Origin of the sequence: Methanococcoides alaskense (genome assembly GCF_027594145.1) — an archaeon.
Taxonomy (GTDB): domain Archaea; phylum Halobacteriota; class Methanosarcinia; order Methanosarcinales; family Methanosarcinaceae; genus Methanococcoides; species Methanococcoides alaskense.
Window position 1 is genome coordinate 163,266 of sequence record NZ_JAQFFK010000001.1, and the last position, 22,751, is coordinate 186,016.

The following is a 22,751-nucleotide window of genomic DNA, read 5'->3' on the forward strand; positions in this document are numbered from 1 at the left end:
CCTGTCCTTTATTGATCAGTACCACCACAACCACCTTTGGCAGGAAACCTGCTGATATCATTTTGTCTTTACCGATATCTGTACTTTAAAATGGAGCTGAGAAATATGATGGGATATGGTATTTATGGGGGATATGGTGGCATAGGAGGTTTTGGTATGATATTCATGTTAATTCTGTTTGCAATTATTATTTGGTTCGTGATGTCTCTCTTCAGGAATGGGTCCGCATCGTTCTGCAACAATGGAAATGGTATGCATAATGATGGTGTAAATAACAACGAAGATCTCCGTCTCTCGAAGATCGAACAGCAGGTTGAGAGCAATCGTGAAACTCTGGGCAAGATCTTGAAGAAGCTGGAGTAAACGCTAATATAAAAACAGTTACATTTTACTGATCATCATGATGCACTATTACGATACTTTCAATAATTCCTATGTTTTCGGTTTCCTTCTGGAGATCATCCTCATACTTGTGGTTGTAGGTGCAGCTATCGTTTTCCTTAGCCGCTCAGGGTTAGTGGGCTCACAGAACAGCAATGAAAGGCTTGTGAGCATGGAAAAGGATGTTGCTGACATCAAGAAGACCGTAGAGGAGATCAGGGATAAACTGGAAGAGATCTAAAACAGTACCCGGTCAAATTATGGAACGGACAATGCAGCAGGTGGTGTCAATAGGGGAGGCTATTTCCCATCCATTGCGCCTTAAGCTATTGTGTATGCTTTCTGAGCGTGAATGGTATATCTATGAGCTTGCCAAAGAACTGGGCGTTTCGCGTCAGGTTCTCTATCTTCACTTGAAACGTCTTGAAAAAGCCGGTTTTGTTGAAAGTGATCTTCGACTTGAGGCTGATGATATGAGGGCAAAGAAGTTCTTCAGGTTGAAAGAGTTCAATGTTTCATTGGGTATCAATGACCTAAGGCCATTCTTCGAATGAGCTTTCTAAGAGCGCTGTAACTGGATATTTTTCTCAGATAGCTTTCTTTAATTCTTTCTCTTTTCTTTTTTTTAAAAAACTTCTAATTCGATTGCGCAATCGTTACCAAATTAGATTACATGTGTATTATTTTGGCAGTGTTATATACACAGTTATAGTTACATATATAATCTAAATACACGTCCTTATATGTCATAACAAATTTACTTGTTACAATTCAGATGGGTTGCATTAAATTATGCATATAACTTCAAAATTTAGATATTAACTATAAGCAAAAAAGGTGATATATGTGGTCATAAATGAATACATTTCAGCATTTAGCTCGCCATGCCTAATGGGTGGTACTAAATGAACATGGTAATTCTCACAGTCGTAGGTATCCTAATGGCTATCTTGCTCTTTGGTGTAAAAACCGGGATTGGTTGTGGTTTCTCTAACCGTAGTCTGAAAAGCATTCTTCTATTGGCTTCCAGTTATCTTATTTTGTCCATCGTTCTGGGTAGTCTGATAGGATATGTGGACCAGTCGAACCTTGATGTTATTACGAGCATGGGTATGTCTCTCCACGTCCTGGTTGCATTGTTACTGATCGGGGCAGGCATCTATACGCAGAAACAATGGAATTGCGGGTGTGATGTTTCCCATCGGACATTCCTTGTTATCTCGCTCCCCTGTCCTGTTTGCCTGACAGCATTGTTCATATCCTGTATGCTGCTGGCATCATACATCGATAGGAGTGGCACTCTGATAGGGTTGCTTGTGGGTGTCGTTTTTTTCATTTCTGTCGTGTCAACATCACTGCTTTGCAAGAAACTTGGCAAGACCCCTGAAACTCTCGGTAACATCATGATGATACTTGGTATCTACTATCTAATGGGTGCCATTATTGTTCCTGCTTACATCAAAACTAAACAGATGAACATACCTCAATATACTGCACCACCTATGGATATTCTTCCCTTTGTGGTATTCGCGGTCTTCATTGCCGGGGGATTTGTTCTTAATAATATACGGAGTAATTGAAAATGGCTATTGATTCATTTTTGTTCCAGCTGATGTACACTGCATCAGCTGCGTTGTTATATCCAGTGGTCATACTGCTGCTGTTAGCAGTCGCAGCATCTCTTGGATTGATCGGTGAGTTCATTTCGGAATATGCAAAACGTCACCGCAATGTACGGGAACTTGAAAAAGTTGGTCGAAGTGTGCAGGAAAGCGTGAAAGCCTCTTCGCTTGACAATGCGGCAGAAAAACTGCACAGTCTTGACCAGAACCAATTGGTAACCTCATTTGCAAAAGATGCTGGTGAATATCTGAAACAGAACTCTATCTCCTCTATTGACTGGCTTTCAGAAGAGTATGAGGTAAGGATGACAAAGCGTCTGGAGCAGACCAAGATACTATCCACGGTTGCTCCAATGCTCGGTCTGATGGGCACCCTAATTCCACTGGGTCCTGCGCTCATTGGTCTTGCACAGGGTGATATCCTACAGCTTGCTAACAACCTGATGATCGCTTTTGCAACAACAGTTCTCGGACTGTTCGCAGGTGTCGTAGGGTATGTCCTGACACTTATCAGAAAGCGGTGGTACTGGCAGGATATGGCAGATATAGATTATCTTATGGATTCCATGGGGAGTGACCAATGAGGAGAAAACGCTATCATAGGCCCGGCATCCTCTATGAGGAAGATGACCAGAACCCTCTGACAGGGGTTGCGAATCTATTCGATATTGCCATGGTGTTCTCAGTAGCACTTATGATAGCTCTTGTCATGTCTTTCCAGCTTCCTGAGCTTCTAAGTCCTACGGCAGATATAACCATTGTTAAAAATCCGGGTCAGCCCGATATGAAGATCATTGTCAAGGAAGGTCAGAATATAGAAGTACTGAATATGACCGATCAGATCGGCGGTGGTACCGGTGAGGCTCTTGGTACTGCTTATCAGCTGGGTGATGGAAGGGTCGTCTATGTTCCGGATTCAGGTAATGAGACCGGCTCATGATCCATTTTTGGTCTTTATTGGCTCTTTATGATGTGAAATCGAATTTGAACATTATTAGAAAAAATTTGAATTAAGAAGTGAATTGAATGTGGTAAAATTAGTAGTTTGAAACATCCCGATAAGCCGCCAAGCAAATTTCCGGGATGTTTCAGGCACATTATCGGGTGGATAATATGCAAAATATAAAACATCAATTATTACTATTAAGTGTTTTGATTTTACTGGCTCTTTCTCCAGTGGTATCGGCAGATGAGAACCAAACGAATGTAATGTTTGTGCTGGGCACGGATGTGAATGAAGCTTCGCTAATAACTATGTCTTCGCACCCCAACATCACATCCAACCTGACCGTAACGATCTTCAACAGTACTGAAACCGTTCCGGCAGGATTCAATTTCTCGAATTATTCGGTCATATTCCTCGAATCACAGTCAGAGGGTGCTGTTAACGACTGGCAGGCGAACTTAACATCTAACCTGACCATCGCCAAAGACAATGGCTGTAGCGTGATAGGATATAACCTTTCATCCAATATCACCTTGCCAAACGTTGACCTGTATACAAATGACTACACTGATGTCGAACGGTACTGGATACAGGGCGGTGACACCAACATGGAATCCATGCTCAAGTTCATGGGGCAGGAGTTCTGCAATGCATGGGCGAACGAGACCATTCCAGAACCTGTTATTCTGCAGTCCAAACAAAAGATCACCTATATTATCAACTCTGATACCAGCAGGTATTATCTTTCTCAGGTCCTGTCAGAGAGAAGTGTGATCACAGACAATTTCAATGTTACTGTGATGAGTGGTACTGAAGCTGCTAACCTCAGCGATGTTTCTGACCAGGACGTTATCATGCTCTACATGATAGGTGCCAACGAACTTCCCGAGTTCAAGGACGAGCTTCTCGCTGCAAAAGCCAGTGGCTCACAGATCGGACTTTTTGGTATGAGCGATGTCTATGGAATAGGAACCATCGATATGGAGAATGCGCCACATAGCGCAATGAAGGATTACCTCTATAACAGTGGATACACGAATATGGAGAACTGGGTCCGCTGTATCGGAGCGACCCTCGAGGATGTGTACGTTGAATACTCGGCTCCAGCCGCACCATCGATCCCTGACCATGGTATTTATCACCCTGGTGCATTCCCTAGGGTATTCGAGAACAGTACCGAATATCTTGAGTGGTATGTGAGCAATGGGTACAATGCATCTGCACCAACTATTGGAGTGATCGCAAGTTACAATATCGAGAAAACAACCCTTCTTCATACCACCGATGATGCAATAATCAACAATCTGGAATCAAAAGGATATAATGTTATTTTCTCAACATACAAAGTATGCACCAATGATGTTGACTATTTCACACAGAATGGAACTGTACTGGTAGATTCCATCATCTCATTAAAGGGCTTCAGTCTCAATTACGGAGACCAGGAAAAAGGTGTTGAGTATCTCGAGGGGTATGGTGTTCCTGTAATAAAGGGTGTGCTTGATTATTACCAAGGTCCAGACCAGTTCAATGAAAGTTTACATGGTATGGACCCAAGTTCAATTCCTTCCCATGTCACTCAACCTGAGATCGATGGGTTGATTGATTTCATATGGGTTGCTGGTAGGGTTACAGATCCAATCTCTCAGCAGAAATACTATGAACCCCAGATGCAACAGTTAGACTGGATGTGTGACCGTGCGATCTCCTGGGCAGAACTTGGTCATGTTAGCAATGCTAACAAGAAAGTGACTATTATTTACTATAATCATGAGGGTGGCAAGAACAACATAGGTGCCAGTTACCTTGATGTTGGATCCAGTTTTACATTACTGCTTGAGCAGATGCGAACAGCAGGTTATGATGTAGGAAATGGCACTATTCCAAATGGCAGTGAGTTCATCGATAGATTCATCGAGAGCAGGAACGTTGGTTCATGGGCACCAGGTGAACTTGAGAAGGTCGTCAACTCAGGTAATGTCACGCTGGTTCCAGTGGACGAATATCTCGCATGGTACAACACCCTGCCGCAGTCCGTACAGGATGAGATCGAAGCACGATGGGGCGAAGCACCAGGCAACATTATGGTGTACGAGAATAAGTTTGTGATCCCTACCGTACAGCTTGGTAATATCAACTTCATACCACAGCCGACCAGAGGCGACCTGTCAGATGAATCGGTAATGTACCACGATAAATCATTACCTCCTACTCATCAGTATCTCGCGACATACTTCTGGATCAACAATGTCTATGATGCTGATGCTATGATCCACTTCGGTACTCATGGTACTCAAGAATGGTTGCCCGGGAAAGAGGTTGGACTGTGGAAGTATGACTATCCATCCATCATGGTGGCTGATACACCTGTAGTATATCCATACATCATGGATAATGTAGGGGAAGGTACTCAGGCTAAACGTCGAGGCAATGCAGTGATCATAGATCACATGATCCCTCCAATAACGGATGCAGAATTATATGGTGAACTGGCTACTATGCATGATACGATGCATAGTTATGAGGATTCAGCAAGTTCCAATGATACTGCAATGATGGCACTTTATCGAAACAGTACTATCCAACTTTACGAAAATCTCTCGATGGAAAATGATCTGAATGTGACGGCTGGTGAACTAAGGGCAATGCCAGAGGTCGATTTTGCGAACTTCGCTTCGGACACTCTCCACGATTATCTTCATCAACTACAAGGTACGCTCATGCCCCTTGGACTTCACACATTTGGTGTTGCACCACAGGACGAAAAACTCGTCACCATGGTCAAATCAATGCTTCGCAGCGCTTTCATTGATCATATCGTTGATGTAATTCCCCATGTAGGAGATGAGGAGGATTGGACTGATACTGCTGAATCTTATGCAACCGAGCTTTTGAATGCTACATTGCTCAATGGCACGAACGTTTCAACTGCTCAGTTAAATGTGCTGAACCTCACCGACGCGAACATCACGTCAGATCTGAATCTGGCACTGAATTATTCCAGTGCTCTGGGGAATACCTCCCGTGAGATCACTCAGACGTTGTATGCTCTCAATGGAGGATATATTGAACCTGGGTCTGGAAATGATCCTATACGAAATCCGGATGCTTTGCCAACAGGCAGGAACTTCTACAGTTTCGACCAGAGGAAGTTCCCTGATGTGGAAACAACAACTATGGGCGCGATCCTTGCAAACCAGCTGGTGCAGCAGTACCATGATACACATAACAACACCTATCCAAACAAGGTAGCTTATGTTCTCTGGTCTACGGAAACGATGCGTCATCGTGGACTCATGGAAGCTCAGATATATTCGCTTCTTGGAGTAAATCCAACAAGGAGTTATGGTCGGATAACAGGCTTTGAAGTCCTTCCAAGGAATGACACCAACCCAAGGATAGATGTGGTCATCACACCTTCAGGACTGTACAGGGACACGTTCCCGTATCAGCTTGAGCTGATCGATAAGGCGGTTCGAACAGTGGCAGCACTCAATGAGTCCAATGAAACGAACTATGTCAGATACAATTCCCTGATAATGGAAGATGCTCTTCTGGCCAGTGGATACAACAACACTACAGCACAGGCGCTCTCACAGTCCAGGATCTTCACTGAATCACCGGGTTCATACGGTACAGGGCTTCCGGGAGCGGTGACCGCGAGTGAGACATGGGACAGTGATGATGAACTTGCAGATCTTTACATGTCACGCATGTCCAACATCTATGGGCAGGATATATGGGGTGAGAACTATGAAGACGTTTTCAGGATGAACTTAATGGATGTTGACGCTGCCATACACAGTGATACGACGAACTTGTATGGGCTCATCGATAACGATGATTTCTACCAGTACCTTGGTGGACTTGGGCTTGCGGTGAGGTCATTGACAGGAGATAATCCGGAGATGTATATTGCAGATCTGAAAAATGTGGACAATCCCCAGATCATTACCCTGAACGAGGCATTCAGGACGGAGTTGCGTGCAAGATATTTCAATCCTAAATGGATAGAGGGTATGATGGAATACGATTACGCTGGTGCTAGGGAGTTCATGAAGTTCACCGAGCATATGTGGGGCTGGGATGCGACGACCCCTGGATTGGTGAAGGATTCTGACTGGAATGAGATATACGACATCTACGTCGACGACAAGTACGATCTTGGTATGGAGGAATTCTTCAATGACAACCCATATCAATATCAGTCCATGACTGCTCGCATGCTTGAAACCGCAAGGAAAGACTACTGGGATGCCTCGGATGAGACACTTCAGAACTTGGTGAAGGAGTACGCAGAATCTGTGGTCGAGAACGGTGTAACATGCTGTCACCATACCTGTGGTAATCCGTTGCTTGATAGTTATATACAGGGCGTGATGTCCATACCAGGTGTTGTTTCACAGGAGACCATAGACGAGTACAACAAACTGATGCAGGAAGCCACACAGAGGGAAACTTCATCATCAGCTTCCAGTACTCGCAGCAGCAGTAGCGGAACTACTGCATCTGCTTCGATTGTCAATACCACTAGCACAAGCAGTGTTGATGGAGGGTATGGAACTACCACCGAACAGGCAACAGAGTCTTCTCAGCAAAACACACCAGACAACTACGTTGAAGGGTATGAAATGACAAAAGAATCCACAACAAGTGATTCATCCTCGTCGTCTACATCCTTCTCCGGTGCTGATATTTTAGGCAGCGTATTGGTCATATTGGCCGTTTCTGTCATATTTATCGGTTTCAGGAGACGAGGGGTCTAATATCAATTTAGTAGCACTTCGATAATGTTGTCGAAGTGTCCCTTTCTTTTTTTGTTTTAGTTATCGATTCTCAATACTTGGTTTTTTAGTCCTTTTATTTTCCATCATTATAAACAATTAAAATTAACATTCATTAAAGTTAGCTTTAATATGAATGATTTGTTAGTGCTATTATTCACATTCGTTTGGAATGATAACAATGCTAATAGATCCCATCTGTAAGTCCCAAGTATCTAAAGATAGTGAATATGTCACTGAATATGGTGGCAAAACATACTATTTCTGTTCTGGCAAGTGCAAAAGCAAGTTCGACAGGCTTGAAAAAAGTGTTATACGCCTCAAGCGCACTATCGGAGACCAGGAGAAGATATCCTTTGGCAGACTGAACAAGGAGATAATCAAGACTGGGATCTGCACTTTGTGTGGTGCATGCGTTGCTTCCTGTGAATGTGTTACTTTTGTAGACAACAAGCCAAAACTTGTGGGTAAATGCACTGCATGTGGGGTTTGCTATAATCAATGTCCTCGGACCATCACCAAGGAGGAGGACCTCATTGGAAAGATAAGGTATGGCTATGCTGCAAGATCCACTATTCCCGGATTGAAAGGGCAGGATGGCGGCGTTGTAACTTCAATGCTGGCATACGCACTTGATGAGGGATTGCTGGATTGTGCCATCGTTACGAAAAGGTCCGAGGATGAGCCCTGGAAGGCTGAGCCTGTGATAGTCAGGACCTCTGCTGAAGTGCTTGAGTCTGCGGGGAGCATCTATACCCATAGCATGACCTTGGAGCCTTTGATGAGCGCCATAAAGCAGGAGATGGGGAGCATTGGATTTGTTGGCCCAAGCTGTAATATAGACGCGGTACACAAGATGCAGACAAGTTCATATGGTTTTCTTCATCTTTTCTTAAGGGCAAGGGTGCTTAAGTTTGGTCTGTTCTGTATGGATAGTTTTGAGCACGATGGAATTAAAGAATTCGTTGAGTCAAAAGGGCTGGACCTTGCTGATATCCATTCAATGAAGATCAGAAAAGGGCTCTTTGAGTTTGGTACTTCTGAAGGTATGAAAAGCTACGATCTTTCAGAATTGGACCAATACCGTTGCAGTTCGTGTAAGTTCTGTACCGATATGGCTGCTGAGAACACTGATATTTCATTTGGTGGCGTGGGAACTCCGGTCGGCTGGACTACAGTGCTCGCAAGGACGTCGATCGGGTATGAGATCTTCAATGAGGCGATCGATAGTGGCTATCTGGAAGCCCGTCCTCTGGAAAAAGCTGAAATGGATCGAATGGTCAACCTTGCAAAGATGAAAAAGGTACAGATGTACACGTTGAACCGCAGGCAAAATAGCTGATTGCGTGTTTGTTCTTTAAAAATTGAAGTTGGTGGACCGGTCGGGAATTGAACCCGAGGCCTCTACCATGCCAAGGTAGCGATCTTCCCCTGATCTACCGGCCCACAATTGGATAATTAGTGACATAATTACAATGATTTATGATAAACTTATCGCTTTCAATTGTAGCTCTATTCTGCATCTCTATGTATTTTTTCGAGGAGAGGCGAGCCTAAGGGGAAATCTTAATGTAGTAGAATGAGTATTGTGTAGCTCGTACGATGAACAGCATCGTGCAAGATACGCATTGGGCCCGTAGCTTAGCTAGGTGGAGCGCACGGCTGATAACCGTGAGGCCATGAGTTCGAATCTCATCGGGCCCACTACACTTCTATTCTTTTGAATTTTGCAATTAAGATCTTTGTTTTGTGATTTCTGAGTTCAATTGTTTTTTTGTTGTTCTATTATTGAGGTATTGAGCGTAAGCGAATTACCTCGACTCGCGCTCCAGAAGCGTTATCTGGGTCACGGCTCTCATCGGGCCCACTACACTTCTATTCTTTTGAATTTTGCAATTAAGAGCTTTGTTTTGTGATCTCTGAGTTCAATTGTTTTTTTGTTGTTCTATTATTGAGGTATTGAGCGTAAGCGAATTACCTCTACTCGCGCTCCAGAAGCGTCATCTGGGTCACGGCTCTCCTCGGGCCCACCATTCTTGTTCTCTTACCCGTTTTTCTTAATAGTTTCGATCAAAAGCTTTTGCTTTCTATCTTTGTTATCTCTTCTGATACACTACTATTACAATATTCTGAGAAGAATGCTGTGATCTCAGGCAGCGAATATCACAACTTGTATCTTGGTCATATGAATGTTTTATGGGTCCATGTGTGTGTTTTTTCAGCAACGTATAATTTTATTTATGTCCTTGGCAAAGTCTATTCAGATGCAATATTCTAACTATTATAAAAATCACACCATAAATCTTATAAACTACAAAGATAATATGCTCTTTATAAAATTGGTGATATAATGGTAGGTATGAATGATGGAGATCCGTATATGGATGACAAAGAGCACGAAATGGTAATACTTCTTCAGAAGCTTAATGTATCAAAACCGGTTGCAAAAGCGCTTGCCTGTTTACTCAGTACTGAGCGGATCACTTCTCGCGAGGTTGAGAGGATGTCCCGTCTGAGACAGCCGGAAGTCAGCATCGCTATGAACTACCTTGAAGAGAACAATTGGGTAGATGTCGAAGAACTAAAGAAGAAACAGGGCAAAGGCAGGCCAATAAAAGTATATTCGCTCATTGTTCCAATGAATGAGATCATCGAGACAATTGAGACAAAAGTATTGTCTGAAAACAAAATGCTATTGGAGAATATCGAAAAGCTCAAAAGCATTTCTTGATCTCCTTTTCTTTCTTTCAGGTCATTAGTCTAATCTTTTTTATTGTTGCAACAGTTTTAGTTGCAAATCTATTTTGATCAGGGGACGGATACAAATATTTACCTGTTCATTGTATTATACACTAAGCAAGCGACACAAGGAGTTAATCTTTTGAGTACCATCAGTGAAAAAATCTTCAGCAAAGCAAGTGGAAAGGATGTAAAGGCCAATGAGTTCGTCATGGCAAAAGTTGACTATGCAATGGCTCACGATGGCACAAGTGTGCTTGCGGTACGTTCGTTCAAGAACATGGGCCTTGAAAATGTTTGGGACCCAAAGCGCATTGTTATTCCTTTTGACCATCTAACGCCTGCAAACACGGAAACGACTGCGGCTTTACATCATGATATAAGGGAATGGATCGGGGAGCAGGGTATACCGAACTTCTTTGATGTGGGTGAGGGTATCTGTCACCAGGTCCTTCCTGAGAACGGTTTTGCAATGCCTGGAAAGCTAGTTGTCGGGGCTGATTCTCATTCATGCACCTATGGTGCTTTTGGTGCTTTTGGTACGGGTGTCGGTGCAACTGACATGTCCGAGATATTCGCATCCGGTGAACTCTGGTTCAGGGTGCCCGAGACCATTAAAGTGACTGCCTCCGGAGAACTGAAGAAGAACGTTCTTGCCAAGGATGTAACACTCAAAGTGATCGGTACGGTTGGCGCATCCGGTGCTACTTACAAGGCTGCTGAATTCTATGGCGATACAATAACCGACATGTCGATATCCGGCAGGATGACCTTATCAAATATGGCTATTGAGATGGGTGCTAAAGCAGGTATCGTACCGCCTGACCAAAAGACCTTCGATTTCCTTGAAGGCAGGGCTGTGGAAGGGTATGAGCCAGTCTATGCAGATGAGGATGCTGAATACTGTGCCGAATATGATATTGACTGTGCAAATCTCGAACCGCAGGTGGCGCTTCCGCATCAGGTGGACAATGTGTGTGATGTATCGGAGATCGAGGGTAAAAAGGTGGACCAGGTGTTCATCGGAACCTGTACCAATGGACGACTGGAAGACCTCGAAGTGGCGGCTGAGCTTCTCAAAGGCGAGCAGGTTGCTGTAAGGACTATCGTCATTCCTGCATCTCGCTCAATAATGCTTGAGGCTGTCCGCAATGGAACTGCAGAAATACTTCTCGATGCTGGTGTCACACTGGGTTCTCCGGGATGTGGTCCATGTCTTGGTGGTCACATGGGTGTTATCGGTGAAGGTGAGGTCTGTATCTCGACAGCGAACCGTAATTTCAAGGGTAGGATGGGCAAAGGTGGTTTCATCTATCTTGCATCTCCTGCAACAGCAGCGGCATCAGCTATCACAGGTGAGATAACCGATCCAAGAATTGTGTAATTTTAGAAGTGGAGGTAGTATAATGGCAGAAGAACTTGATGAAGGTAAACTGGAACATCTTCTTGAACACTGGATCGAACATAGTGAAAGTCATAGCAAGAGCTTTAACGATTGGATCTCCAAGCTGGATGCTGCAGGGTTCGAGGAAGTTGCAGGTCATATCCGTACGGCAGCCACGAAAATGGATGAGTGTACCGGACATTTAAAACAAGCAAAAGATGTCGTGAGTAAATGATCCCTCACGAACAACCTTTTAATTTTAGTTCTGGCCAAATGGCCAATTATTAAAGGAAAGATAGTTGGCACGATATCTGTAATGAATATCGAGGCCTGACAAAAGAACAACTATCATTCTGCAATGGACGCATGAATATCTGGGATCGCGTGCATTTTGTTTTCAGGTTTAACATCGCTCAATTTGAATCCATGCAATACATGTGCCATTGGTGAAGTATTGACTACTCGCACTTCTATTTTTTCAGACATAGCTGTTTCTCCTTTTTAGTTAAATCGTTTTTAGACTCCTTTTTGCCGATCGCCTGTTATTCAATCGGCAATCATAGACTAATCTACTACTATTTATAGTTTATGCATTTGTTTATATCTCACTCCTGTGAATATGCTAAATTTGATATTTATCTGCAATTTTTTTATAAACAAATTTGCTTGTGCTAAACTTTAACTATATATAGTTTTCTACAATTTGCAATATGTGCTTTAATAACTTTATTATTAGAAAAAATCAACACCTGTTGGATGTATTACTCTTTCGTGTCTACAGGGATTCCAATAAAACGTATTTTCTAATAATTGAGGATCTTTTATTTTGTCTCTCAAAAACAATCTCTACTGACGTTATTATCTAATATTATCTAAAAAAAGTAGAAAAAGATTATTTTTGATGTCAGTATCCTTTTCTGAGTGCCAATATTGAAAAAGATAAGATGAATTTCACGTACTAACTGCCTTTTTTTTAATAACAAGCAGGTTTGTTTTGAAATACACTTTCTTAATAAATGCAACTTAGTGGCTTAATTTTTGAAAACCTGTCAATTTATACGGCCGTTATCAACTAACATCCCAAAATCATTTCTTCAGAATCCCGTTCCAGGCGTTCTCCTCAGCACGCCTTATCACTTCCTTCAATGGAAGCCCGCATTCCTGACTTATTCGTTTACAATCTTCGAATTCGGCTGAAATATGGAGAACTTCATCAGAAGTGTCATGTGCTATCTTGACAGCTACCTGAAAGGTCTGCTTCCCTATCGTTATATTCACATTCTCCATCTTGCGTTCTGCAATAAAACGGTGCTTTGTTGGGAGGATACGAACTCCGAGGGTCCCAGTCTGTCTTATCAGCTCCCTTGCAATCCTTTCGCTGTCCTCGGGATGTGCGATGACATGTATGATGTGGCCAGTGCGTCCTTTTTTCATGGTGGCAGGTGTTATGGTGACATCTTTGGCACCGGTTTCCATGAGTGCCTCAAAAAGATTACCAAGCACTTCTCCGGTAACATCATCCACATTCGTCTCAAGGACTTCCATGTGGTCACGTGAAAGGACTCCTTTGGTCTCCATTAGCATTGTACGAAGAACGTTGGGCATTGCAGTCTCCGCATCCCCTGCACCATATCCGGTGGTCATTATCTTTCCAGGGGGGAGTTGGTCGCTGGGGTCTGCAAAATAAGTAAGTAAAGCAGCTCCCGTTGGGGTGAGCAGTTCCCTATCGCCGCTGCTATGTATCTCCAGACCACTTTCGCTGAGTATCTCGGTGGTCGCAGGAGCTGGCACAGGCAATGTACCATGTGCACTTCTAACACTTCCTCCTCCGACATTGATAGGGGTGCACAATATATTCTCTACCTTCATCTTGTGAATAGCATAGCAAGAACCTATGACATCTGCAAGTGCATCATCCTGACCTACCTCGTGGAAATGTAGTTGTTCAAGAGGCATGCCGTGAACCTTTGCCTCTGCTTCTCCAATGATCCTGAATACTGCAATGGCACTTTTTTCCACTTCTTCGGGAAGTTTCGCATCCTTTATTATGTCTATAAGTTCCTCGAATGACCGTATCCTTGCCCTGTCCTTTGTATGGATATGAACATCTGTGGCACGTATGCCGCATTTAGTGACATCTTCAACAGCTACGGAAACATCCACGGAGGCTTCGATAATTTCTGTTATCTCTTTCCTGTCTGCCCCAAGGTCGATAAGTCCTGCAAGTATCATATCTCCGGAGGCACCTGAAAATGGTTCAAATACAAGTGTTCTCATAGTATCCCGCCTCAAAACTCTTTCTTTCTCGCTTCTGCAACACTATTTGCTATCCTTGCGGCAAAAGCACCTGCAACGAATCCAGCATCGATGTTGACTACTGATAATATGGAACATGACTGCAACATCGAAAGGAGTGCAGCTTCTCCTTTGGCACCGGCACCGTATCCGATCGATACGGGTAGCCCTATCACAGGTACATCTATAAGGCTGGATACTACCGTTGGTAGAGTTCCCTCTCTTCCGGCTGCCACAACTATAGCGTCAGGTCTGTTCTCTTCAAAGACACTCATCTCGGATATCAGCCTCTGGAACCCTGCCACGCCCACATCGTATATCTGAATTGTACTGCACCCCATCTCTGAGGCAGTCATGCGTGCTTCCTCTGCAACATCGATATCAGCAGTACCGGCTGTAATGATGGCCACAGTGCCTCCTGTCCTTGGTACAGGGGTGCTGTCATGCACTACCGCTGTTCTTGAATGCATGTCCCATTCAATATTCTCCGGCTTGAATGCATTCCTAATGGCTGATGCATGTTCTTCATTAATGCGTGTAATAAGTGTTCTTCCCACAGCTTCATTGTGTGCTTTCACTATCTCTACTATGTCTTCAGGCTCCTTTCCTTCTGCAAGGATAGCTTCCATGTACCCTGTACGGTATTTGCGAAACGTGTCCAGTTTTGCGATATCGGAGACCGGAACGTATCCCATGGAACGTATCTGGCTTTCTGCGTTCACAAGGTCTGTACTTCCTTCTTTCACCTGTCGCAATATATTCTTCAATTCCATGCTCGATCCTTTTACCAATGGACTGGACTATATAAATAAAAGTCCCTTTTAGGCAAAGACTAATAACGATAGCTTGCTTTAAATGTAGTCTGATAGCGTGGAAATCAGGTACTAATCACAGGTTTAGAGATCATGTCACAAAGATCAAAAGATATGGCACTTCGTAATTTCAAAAAAGGGATGTCCCTTTTAGATGCCGGACAGCAGAAAGACGCTCTTGAGTTACTGCTTGTTGCTGAAAAGCAAGCAAAGGATGCAGATTCTATCGATCTGCTAATAAATACTCTTCAATCTGTTGCAGAAATAATGGAATCCAGAGGGGAAATTGATGCAGCTCTTGAGAGATATATGGAAGCATCTGAGCTACTGGATGATCTTGCAAAGTCCGACCCCACTTTTGTAGAGCACAAAGCCCTGGCTATGAACAAGGTCGCTACTCTTCTTGTCAATAAAGGTGATACAGAGCATGCCGGACCTTTCTTTGAGGAAACGATAAAAGCATATGATAAACTGCTTTCAAAAGAGCCGAATAATGTTGTTAATTGTTCATCTGCTTCATCTGCGCTCAATGATGCTGCTACCATCCTTGCTGAAATAGGTCAGCAAAAGGATGCAAAAGAAAGGTTCGAAAGAGCCCTTAAGTTATCAACTAAGCTCATTGTACTCGATCCTCTGAACAATTCCAATGGTATTAAAGCTCTGACCATTCAGACCAATCTTGCCAATCTTCTCTATGATATGGGAATTCTGGAAGATGCAAGAATGAATTTTGAAAGTGCTTATGGCGGATATTCCGGACTGCTAAAGAACGATACCTCTGACAATTTGTTCCGTGACCACCTAGTAGATATACTGGATAAACAGGTCCATGTCCTTCTTGATATGCAGGAATACGATGCTTCCAGCAAAAAGCTTCATGAACTGTTGGATATGCTTCAAAGTCTCGCAAAGGATGAACCACGTTTCCTTGAAAGAATCACTGATTCTATTTTCGGACTGGTAAATCTTGCCCGCGACAATGCGGATCGGGGAATGCTTGCCGATGCCCGTTCAAGGTATGAGTTCACACTTACTGTTCTTATGGATCTTATACAGGATGAGCCTGATTACGCAATTTTCCTTCCAACGGTCCGTACGATACTTACTGATCTGGAATCTCTTCTTGAAACTGATAATGATGTCAGCGAAAAGGAAGCCGATCTCAATATACTCATCTCTATGTACGAGAAGCTTTCCACTCTTGATACTTCTGATCTCTCATATGCTACAAAGATCTCCGAACTCAATGACCGCATGGTGCACCTTCTGATAGGTGCTGGTCGCCTTGATGATGTTCGTGCAAAGGCTGCTCTAACTCTTGACGACCTCATGGATCTGATACAGGAGGATCCTAAGAATGTCAATTTACTTTCTATGATCCGTGAGATGCTGGATGATCTGGAATCTCTTCTCGACACTGATCGTGATGTCAACGAACATAAGTCTAATCTCAATACCCTCATCTATATGTACGAGAATCTTTCCGATATTTATCCTTCTGACGTATCTTATGTTACAAAGATCTCCGATCTCGATAACTGCATGATACGTCATTTGATAAATTCTGGTCGTCTTGATGATGCCCGTTCAAGGTCTGATTCCACGCTTGATGTTCTTATGGACTTGGTTCAGAAGGAGCCTGACAATGTTACTTTCCTTTCCATGATCCATACGATCATTAATGACATGGAATCTCTTCTTGAAACTGACATGGATGCCAGCAAACAGGAATCTAACCTCAATGCCCTGATATCTATGTACGAGATGCTTTCCAATATCGATCCTTCCGACTTCTCTCATCATGTAAAGATCGCTGAACTCAATGAGCGTATGGGTCGTTTTTTAATGAATGCTGGTCGTCTTGATGACGCTCGTTCAAGGTATAGTTCCACACTTAATGTTCTGACGAAATTGATCAAGGAAGAACCTGATAATACCAATTTCCTTTCTATATTCCGTACAATAGTGAACGATATGGAAGCTCTTTTTGAAATGAACGATGATGAAAGTGAAAAAGGATCTGATCTCAATGTTCTTATTTCTATATATGAGAACCTTTCCATTCTTGATCCCTCCGACCTTTCTCATCATGTGAAGATCGCCGAACTCAATGAGCGGGTGGGCAACCTTTTGATGAACGCCGGACGCCTCGATGCTGCCCGTGCAAAGTATGATTCAGCACTCACTGTTCTGATGGATCTTATTCAGGAGGATCCTGATAATGTCACTTTCCATTCTATGTTCCGTATTTTACTTGCAGATATGGAACATCTTCTTGAGGTTGATTGTGCTGACAGCGAAAAGGAATTTGATATCAATGTCCTTATCTCTATGTACGAGAAACTTTCCCAGCTGTATCCCTCCGATCTCTCCCATTATGTGAAGATCGCCGAACTCGATCACCGCATGGGCAATATTCTGATGAACGCCGGTCGTCTCTCTGCTTCCCGTTCAAAATATGAGTCCACACTTAACGATCTGATAAAGCTTATTCAGAAGGAACCTGGGAATCTCACTTTCATTTCTATAGTCCGTACGATACTTAGTGACATGGAGTCTCTTATCAAAATGAACGATAATGACGTTGAAAAAGAATATATTTTCAATGTCCTCATTTCTATGTATGAGAACCTTTCCACTCTTCATCCTTCCGATCTCTCGTATCTGGCAAAGCTCGCCGAACTCAATGAGGGCATGATCATCCTTTTGATAAATGCTGGTCGTCTTGCCGATGCCCGTTCAAAATATGATTCTACCCTTGACGTTCTTATGGACCTGTTACAAAAGGAATCTGATAATGTCACTTTCCTTTCTATGATACGTACGATACTTAGTGACATGGAATATCTTCTTGAGACTGATTATTCTGACACTGAACGGGAAGCTGAGCTCAATGTCCTCATCTCTATGTACGAGAAGCTTTCTACTCTTGATCCTTCCGATCTCTCGTATCATGCAAAGCTCGCCGAACTCAATGACCGTATGATCATCCTTTTGCTAACCACTGGTCGTCTTGACGAAGCTTGTTCAAAATGTGATTCCACGCTTGATGTTCTTATGGACCTGGTTCAGAAGGAGCCCGATAATGTCACTTTCCTTTCCATGATCCATACGATACTGAATGACATGGAATCTCTTTTCGAAACTGAAGGTGATGCCAGTAAAAAGGAAGCTGATGTCAATTTCCTGATCTCGATGTATGAGAAGCTTTCCACTCTTGATCCATCTGATCTCTCTTATCATGCAAAGATCGCTGGACTCAATGAGGGCATGATAATTCTTTTGATAAATGCTGGTCGTCTTGATGATGCTCGTTCAAGGTCTGATTCCACGCTTGATGTTCTTATGGACCTGGTTCAGAAGGAGCCCGATAATGTCACTTTCCTTTCCATGATCCATACGATACTGAATGACATGGAATCTCTTTTCGAAACTGAAGGTGATGCCAGTAAAAAGGAAGCTGATGTCACTTTCCTGATCTCGATGTATGAGAAGCTTTCCACTCTTGATCCATCTGATCTCTCTTATCATGCAAAGATCGCTGGACTCAATGAGGGCATGATAATTCTTTTGATAAATGCTGGTCGTCTTGATGATGCTCGTTCAAGGTCTGATTCCACGCTTGATGTTCTTATGGACCTGGTTCAGAAGGAGCCCGATAATGTCACTTTCCTTTCCATGATCCATACGATACTGAATGACATGGAATCTCTTTTCGAAACTGAAGGTGATGCCAGTAAAAAGGAAGCTGATGTCAATTTCCTGATCTCGATGTATGAGAAGCTTTCCACTCTTGATCCATCTGATCTCTCTTATCATGCAAAGATCGCTGGACTCAATGAGGGCATGATAATTCTTTTGATAAATGCTGGTCGTCTTGATGATGCTCGTTCAAGGTCTGATTCCACGCTTGATGTTCTTATGGACCTGGTTCAGAAGGAGCCTGATAATGTCACTTTCCTTTCCATGATCCATACGATACTGAATGACATGGAATCTCTTTTCGAAACTGAAGGTGATGCCAGTAAAAAGGAAGCTGATGTCAATTTCCTGATCTCGATGTATGAGAAGCTTTCCACTCTTGATCCATCTGATCTCTCTTATCATGCAAAGATCGCTGGACTCAATGAGGGCATGATAATTCTTTTGATAAATGCTGGTCGTCTTGATGATGCCCGTTCAAGGTCTGATTCCACGCTTGATGTTCTTATGGACCTGGTGCAAAAGGAGCCTGATAATGTCACTTTCCTTTCCATGATCCATACGATATTGACTGATCTGGAATCTCTTCTTGATACGGAATTTGATGCCAGTAAAAAGGAATCGGATCTCAATTTCCTCATCTCGATGTATGAGAAGCTTTCCACTCTGGTTCCTTCCGACCTTTCGTATCATATAAAGATCGTAGAACTCAATGAGCCAATGATCGGTCTTTTGATGAATGCTGGTCTTATCGATGATGTCCGTTCAAGGTATGGTTCTATTCTTAATATCCTGATGAAATTGATGGAAGAGGAGCCTGAAAACGTCACTTTCATTTCTATGTTCCGTAATGTATTGTCGGATATGGAAAGTCTTCTTGAAATTGACTGTGATGACAGTGAAAAAGAAGCGGATCTCAATGTCCTTATCTCTATGTACGAGAAGCTTTCTCTTCTTGATCCATCTGATCTTTCGCATCATGCGAAGGTGGCTGATCTCTATGACCGCATGGGCAGTTTTTTGATGAATGCTGGTAGGAATGTTGATGCACGTTCAAGTTATGATATGTCATTAAGCATCAGGAACATACTTATTGAGAAAGGTGAATCGCCAATGCTGCAGGAGTTCGGGATAGCTTCTATCAGGAACAATCTTGGTACGATGTTTGCACAGGATGGTGAGTTTGCAGAAGCCAAAGCAATGTTCGAGGCTTCCCTTAAAACGTATGTCGATCTTTTTGACAGGGATAAAGAGGATGCAGCATATCAGTACGGTGCTGCTCTTACATTGAACAATCTTGCAAAACTGTTCGCGGATATGGGTCGCGATGAAGATGCAAAGAGCATCTATGAATCAGCACTTGAGGCATATGTTGAATTGCTTAATGCTGACCCGGAGAATGTTCGTTACAAGAAACACGCTTCCATAACCCTTGATAATCTTGGTTCATTGCTTGGTGAGATGGGAAGGGGCGAAGATTCTATCCGTATGCATGAGGCAGCACAGGAATTAAGAAGCGAGATCTGAACAGGAAGTTCTTTTATAGGGATAGGTATTTCTTACGGAAAGTAAGATACCTCCCTTAAAATTGATGAGTTGATATTTTGAAAAATGATAATACGGTCTGTAATACTCCTCCGGAAATACTGGCTCCGGCGGGCGATGTCGATGCATTGATAGGTGCAATTAAAGGCGGTGCCGATGCTGTCTATTTTGGTGTTACGGACCTTAATGCAAGAAAAGGCGCGAAGAACTTTTCCGTAGATGATCTTGAGGAAACCATCGATCTGCTTCACTCTCATGGTATCAAGGCTTTCCTTGCATTGAACATACCTGTGAAACAGAATGAGCTCCAACATGCCCTTGATGTTGTGGATAAAGCATATTCGCTTGGTATCGATGCGATCATCCTTCAGGACCTCGGGCTTTTGAGCATCCTTCACAGGAGCTATCCTGACCTTGCGTTGCATGCAAGCACACAGATGACCATTCATACGATCGAAGGTGTGAACTTTATAGCAAATGCCGGTGCGGTCCGTGTCATTGTTTCGAGGGAACTTGAGGTCCGGGAGATCGAGGACATCGTTAAGAATTCCGATGTTGAGATCGAGATATTTGTACACGGTGCGTTGTGCTATTCTTATTCCGGTAAATGTCTTTTCAGCAGTTTCATTAATGACCGCAGTGCCAATCGTGGTGCGTGTGCACAGCCTTGCAGACGACCTTATGTTTTTGTTGTGAACGGTCGGAGCGTGAATGAGAAGATAACAGGTAGATTCCCTATCAGTTGTGCGGAGCTCTGCACTCTTTCCGAGATTGGTGATATTGTCAAAACCGGTGTGAAAAGCTTGAAGATAGAAGGCAGGATGAAAAGACCGGAATATGTGACCGAAAGTTCTCAGGCTTATAAGCAGGTCGTGGAAGCTTTCTGTGGTTCTAAGGAACTTAGTGAGGATGAGATCAAGGGATTCGAAAAAGACCTTGCGCAGTTGTTCTACAGAGGATTTACCAAAGGTTTCGTTCTTGGTGACAGGGATGTCGCACATCCGAAATACAGTTCAAGTTATGGTGTATTTTTAGGCAAGATCACCAATGTGAAGGATTTCAAGTACAATACAAGCATTACTCTGACATTGGACGAGGATATTCGTCTGAAAGATGGTGTGGGCATACATACAAAGGCCGGTGTTCTGGGATCAGCTGTGAATAAGCTTTTTGATGCAGATGGCGAGGAGATCAAAGAGGCAAATAAAGGGGATACTGTTACTCTTGAGATAAGCTCGAAGACCGGTAAGGCTGTTTCCGTTGGCAATGAGGTTTATCTGACTACAGATCAAAGACTTCTGGAACGTTTGCAGCGAACACGGAAACAGGGGTTGCCGGTTTCCATTGAAGTGGATGCAAGTGTGGATGAGGTTCTGAAGGTTAGGATATCTTCTACTTCTTTTAGTGCTGAGTTCGTTGATGATTTCGTAGTACAAAAGGCCCAGAAGGCACCGATGTCAAAGGAAAAGATCGTTGAGGCAATGGAGAAGCTCGGTGATACCTCATTTGAGGCAAAGGACGTCGATGTGAATATAAATGGTGATATTTTCATTCCCATGGGAGTGCTCACAAATGCCAGAAGACAGGCTGCGGATATGCTGCTGGAAAAGATACTGGCATCTTACCGAAGGGAAGAAAAGCATCCGAAGTTGTCCGATATGACACATTTCTGCGATGATAAGGCTGCCGTTGGATCTGAAATTACTATCCCTCTCCTAAGTGTGGAAGTAAAGAACAGCGGTGCTCTTTTTGATGCTGTGGAATGTGGTGCCGACATTGTTTATCTGCCGATCAGTAAATTTTCTGAATTGCTTTCAGAGGAGTATGCTGAAATGTTCAGGGATGTCAAGGAAACGGTGGAGATCGTTGTGCTGGCTCCCCGTATATCCCATGAAGCTGAGCTGAATGCACTTGTTCCAATGTTCGAGACCGTAAAAGAGGAAGGTCTGCGTATAGCTTGTTATACTCTGGGACAGGTCGAGTTGGCAAGAAAGATGAGCATTCCTTTTGTTGTGCAGAAGGAGTTCAACACATTCAATTCCTATACTTCGGATGAGTTCTACAGGGCAGGGGCATTCCGTGTGACCCTTTCCAGTGAACTCAATATGGATGAGATGAAAGATGTGGCAGATGATATCTCCTGCCGCGGTAAGTCTCACCAGCTCGAAGCGGTTGCACATGGACGGGAACTTATGCTCATAACCGAACATGATCTGCTAAAACCTCTTATCGATAATGGGATCACCATTGAAGGCAGTGAGGTCCTTCTTGTCGATTCGAAGAGTGATGAATATCCTGTTAAGCGTGTCGGGGAAAGGACGCTTATCTATGATTCAATGGTCATTGAGATGCTGGACCATGTGGACAAGTTCGAAGAATGCAGGATCGATGTGATACGTCTGGACCTTTCCCTTTATGGTAAAAAGGATGTTCAGGAAATTACATCTGCATATCGCCGGGTCATGGATGGTAAGGATGCGGTCATCTATTCCAAACGGGGTTCTGATTTCACTTCCGGTCACTATTTCAAAGGTGTGTGAT

Annotated in this window: 16 protein-coding genes and 2 tRNA genes; 14 read left to right on the forward strand and 4 right to left on the reverse strand. The window is 43.3% G+C overall.

Going from position 1 to position 22,751, the window contains the following annotated elements; all coding sequences use genetic code 11:
- Nucleotides 1-90 precede the first annotated feature (90 nt).
- From PBV53_RS00835 to PBV53_RS00870, 8 genes are all read left to right on the forward strand, one after another.
- Complete coding sequence (locus tag PBV53_RS00835) at nt 91-363, forward strand: hypothetical protein (RefSeq protein ID WP_270095308.1); 273 nt, start codon at nt 91-93, stop codon at nt 361-363.
- Nucleotides 364-400: 37 nt separating this feature from the next.
- Complete coding sequence (locus PBV53_RS00840) at nt 401-622, forward strand: hypothetical protein (protein ID WP_270095309.1); 222 nt, start codon at nt 401-403, stop codon at nt 620-622.
- 19 nt (nt 623-641) lie between these two features.
- Nucleotides 642-935, forward strand: coding sequence for an ArsR/SmtB family transcription factor (locus PBV53_RS00845; protein ID WP_270095310.1), 294 nt, complete (start codon nt 642-644; stop codon nt 933-935).
- Between the two features lie 351 nt (nt 936-1,286).
- On the forward strand, nt 1,287-1,961 hold the full coding sequence (locus tag PBV53_RS00850; RefSeq protein ID WP_270095311.1) for a DUF2162 domain-containing protein: 675 nt from the start codon (nt 1,287-1,289) through the stop codon (nt 1,959-1,961).
- A gap of 2 nt (nt 1,962-1,963) precedes the next feature.
- Nucleotides 1,964-2,587, forward strand: coding sequence for a MotA/TolQ/ExbB proton channel family protein (locus PBV53_RS00855; RefSeq protein WP_011500255.1), 624 nt, complete (start codon nt 1,964-1,966; stop codon nt 2,585-2,587).
- A complete protein-coding gene (locus PBV53_RS00860) occupies nt 2,584-2,943 on the forward strand; it encodes a DUF2149 domain-containing protein (RefSeq protein ID WP_270095312.1) in 360 nt (119 codons plus the stop codon). The genes PBV53_RS00855 and PBV53_RS00860 overlap by 4 nt, the downstream gene beginning before the upstream one ends.
- A 173-nt stretch (nt 2,944-3,116) precedes the next feature.
- Complete coding sequence (locus PBV53_RS00865; protein WP_270095313.1) at nt 3,117-7,715, forward strand: cobaltochelatase subunit CobN; 4,599 nt, start codon at nt 3,117-3,119, stop codon at nt 7,713-7,715.
- Nucleotides 7,716-7,914: 199 nt separating this feature from the next.
- On the forward strand, nt 7,915-9,075 hold the full coding sequence (locus PBV53_RS00870; protein ID WP_270095750.1) for a Coenzyme F420 hydrogenase/dehydrogenase, beta subunit C-terminal domain: 1,161 nt from the start codon (nt 7,915-7,917) through the stop codon (nt 9,073-9,075).
- A 29-nt stretch (nt 9,076-9,104) separates the two neighbouring features.
- Here PBV53_RS00870 and PBV53_RS00875 read toward each other — a convergent pair.
- Nucleotides 9,105-9,179 (reverse strand) — tRNA-Ala (locus PBV53_RS00875).
- Nucleotides 9,180-9,363: 184 nt separating this feature from the next.
- Between PBV53_RS00875 and PBV53_RS00880 the strand changes: the two genes are divergently transcribed.
- From PBV53_RS00880 to PBV53_RS00895, 4 genes are all read left to right on the forward strand, one after another.
- Nucleotides 9,364-9,437, forward strand: a tRNA-Ile gene (locus PBV53_RS00880).
- A gap of 646 nt (nt 9,438-10,083) precedes the next feature.
- Nucleotides 10,084-10,464: an MreA family transcriptional regulator gene (gene mreA / locus PBV53_RS00885; RefSeq protein ID WP_309741271.1), complete on the forward strand. Its 381-nt coding sequence runs from the start codon at nt 10,084-10,086 to the stop codon at nt 10,462-10,464.
- A 159-nt stretch (nt 10,465-10,623) separates the two neighbouring features.
- A complete protein-coding gene (locus PBV53_RS00890; protein WP_270095752.1) occupies nt 10,624-11,856 on the forward strand; it encodes a 3-isopropylmalate dehydratase large subunit in 1,233 nt (410 codons plus the stop codon).
- A 22-nt stretch (nt 11,857-11,878) separates the two neighbouring features.
- Complete coding sequence (locus tag PBV53_RS00895; protein ID WP_270095314.1) at nt 11,879-12,091, forward strand: DUF8180 domain-containing protein; 213 nt, start codon at nt 11,879-11,881, stop codon at nt 12,089-12,091.
- A 113-nt stretch (nt 12,092-12,204) separates the two neighbouring features.
- On the opposite strand, the gene PBV53_RS00900 is transcribed toward PBV53_RS00895, so the two are convergent.
- From PBV53_RS00900 to larB, 3 genes are all read right to left on the reverse strand, one after another.
- Nucleotides 12,205-12,342, reverse strand: coding sequence for a hypothetical protein (locus tag PBV53_RS00900; RefSeq protein WP_270095315.1), 138 nt, complete (start codon nt 12,340-12,342; stop codon nt 12,205-12,207).
- A gap of 600 nt (nt 12,343-12,942) precedes the next feature.
- Entirely contained in the window at nt 12,943-14,133 is a 1,191-nt protein-coding gene (larC, locus tag PBV53_RS00905; RefSeq protein ID WP_270095316.1) for a nickel pincer cofactor biosynthesis protein LarC, read from the reverse strand.
- 11 nt (nt 14,134-14,144) lie between these two features.
- A complete protein-coding gene (larB, locus tag PBV53_RS00910; RefSeq protein ID WP_270095317.1) occupies nt 14,145-14,924 on the reverse strand; it encodes a nickel pincer cofactor biosynthesis protein LarB in 780 nt (259 codons plus the stop codon).
- A 132-nt stretch (nt 14,925-15,056) separates the two neighbouring features.
- Here larB and PBV53_RS00915 point away from each other — a divergent pair, with 132 nt between their 5' ends.
- Together PBV53_RS00915 and PBV53_RS00920 are read left to right on the forward strand one after the other, a co-directional pair.
- Nucleotides 15,057-20,192 carry a tetratricopeptide repeat protein gene (locus PBV53_RS00915; RefSeq protein ID WP_270095318.1) on the forward strand — a complete coding sequence of 1,712 codons (5,136 nt, stop codon included), beginning with the start codon at nt 15,057-15,059 and terminating at the stop codon, nt 20,190-20,192.
- 77 nt (nt 20,193-20,269) lie between these two features.
- Complete coding sequence (locus PBV53_RS00920; RefSeq protein ID WP_270095319.1) at nt 20,270-22,750, forward strand: U32 family peptidase; 2,481 nt, start codon at nt 20,270-20,272, stop codon at nt 22,748-22,750.
- Nucleotide 22,751: the final 1 nt, after the last annotated feature.

Excerpts from the sequence above, each read along its gene's own strand:
- PBV53_RS00835 (WP_270095308.1), top strand. The coding sequence starts at position 91 with ATGGAGCTGAGAAATATGATGGGATATGGTATTTATGGGGGATATGGT.
- PBV53_RS00840 (WP_270095309.1), top strand. The coding sequence starts at position 401 with ATGATGCACTATTACGATACTTTCAATAATTCCTATGTTTTCGGTTTC.
- PBV53_RS00845 (WP_270095310.1), top strand. The coding sequence starts at position 642 with ATGGAACGGACAATGCAGCAGGTGGTGTCAATAGGGGAGGCTATTTCC.
- PBV53_RS00850 (WP_270095311.1), top strand. The coding sequence starts at position 1,287 with ATGAACATGGTAATTCTCACAGTCGTAGGTATCCTAATGGCTATCTTG.
- PBV53_RS00855 (WP_011500255.1), top strand. The coding sequence starts at position 1,964 with ATGGCTATTGATTCATTTTTGTTCCAGCTGATGTACACTGCATCAGCT.
- PBV53_RS00860 (WP_270095312.1), top strand. The coding sequence starts at position 2,584 with ATGAGGAGAAAACGCTATCATAGGCCCGGCATCCTCTATGAGGAAGAT.
- PBV53_RS00865 (WP_270095313.1), top strand. The coding sequence starts at position 3,117 with ATGCAAAATATAAAACATCAATTATTACTATTAAGTGTTTTGATTTTA.
- PBV53_RS00870 (WP_270095750.1), top strand. The coding sequence starts at position 7,915 with ATGCTAATAGATCCCATCTGTAAGTCCCAAGTATCTAAAGATAGTGAA.
- mreA (WP_309741271.1), top strand. The coding sequence starts at position 10,084 with ATGGTAGGTATGAATGATGGAGATCCGTATATGGATGACAAAGAGCAC.
- PBV53_RS00895 (WP_270095314.1), top strand. The coding sequence starts at position 11,879 with ATGGCAGAAGAACTTGATGAAGGTAAACTGGAACATCTTCTTGAACAC.
- PBV53_RS00900 (WP_270095315.1), bottom strand. The coding sequence starts at position 12,342 with ATGTCTGAAAAAATAGAAGTGCGAGTAGTCAATACTTCACCAATGGCA.
- larC (WP_270095316.1), bottom strand. The coding sequence starts at position 14,133 with ATGAGAACACTTGTATTTGAACCATTTTCAGGTGCCTCCGGAGATATG.
- larB (WP_270095317.1), bottom strand. The coding sequence starts at position 14,924 with ATGGAATTGAAGAATATATTGCGACAGGTGAAAGAAGGAAGTACAGAC.
- PBV53_RS00915 (WP_270095318.1), top strand. The coding sequence starts at position 15,057 with ATGTCACAAAGATCAAAAGATATGGCACTTCGTAATTTCAAAAAAGGG.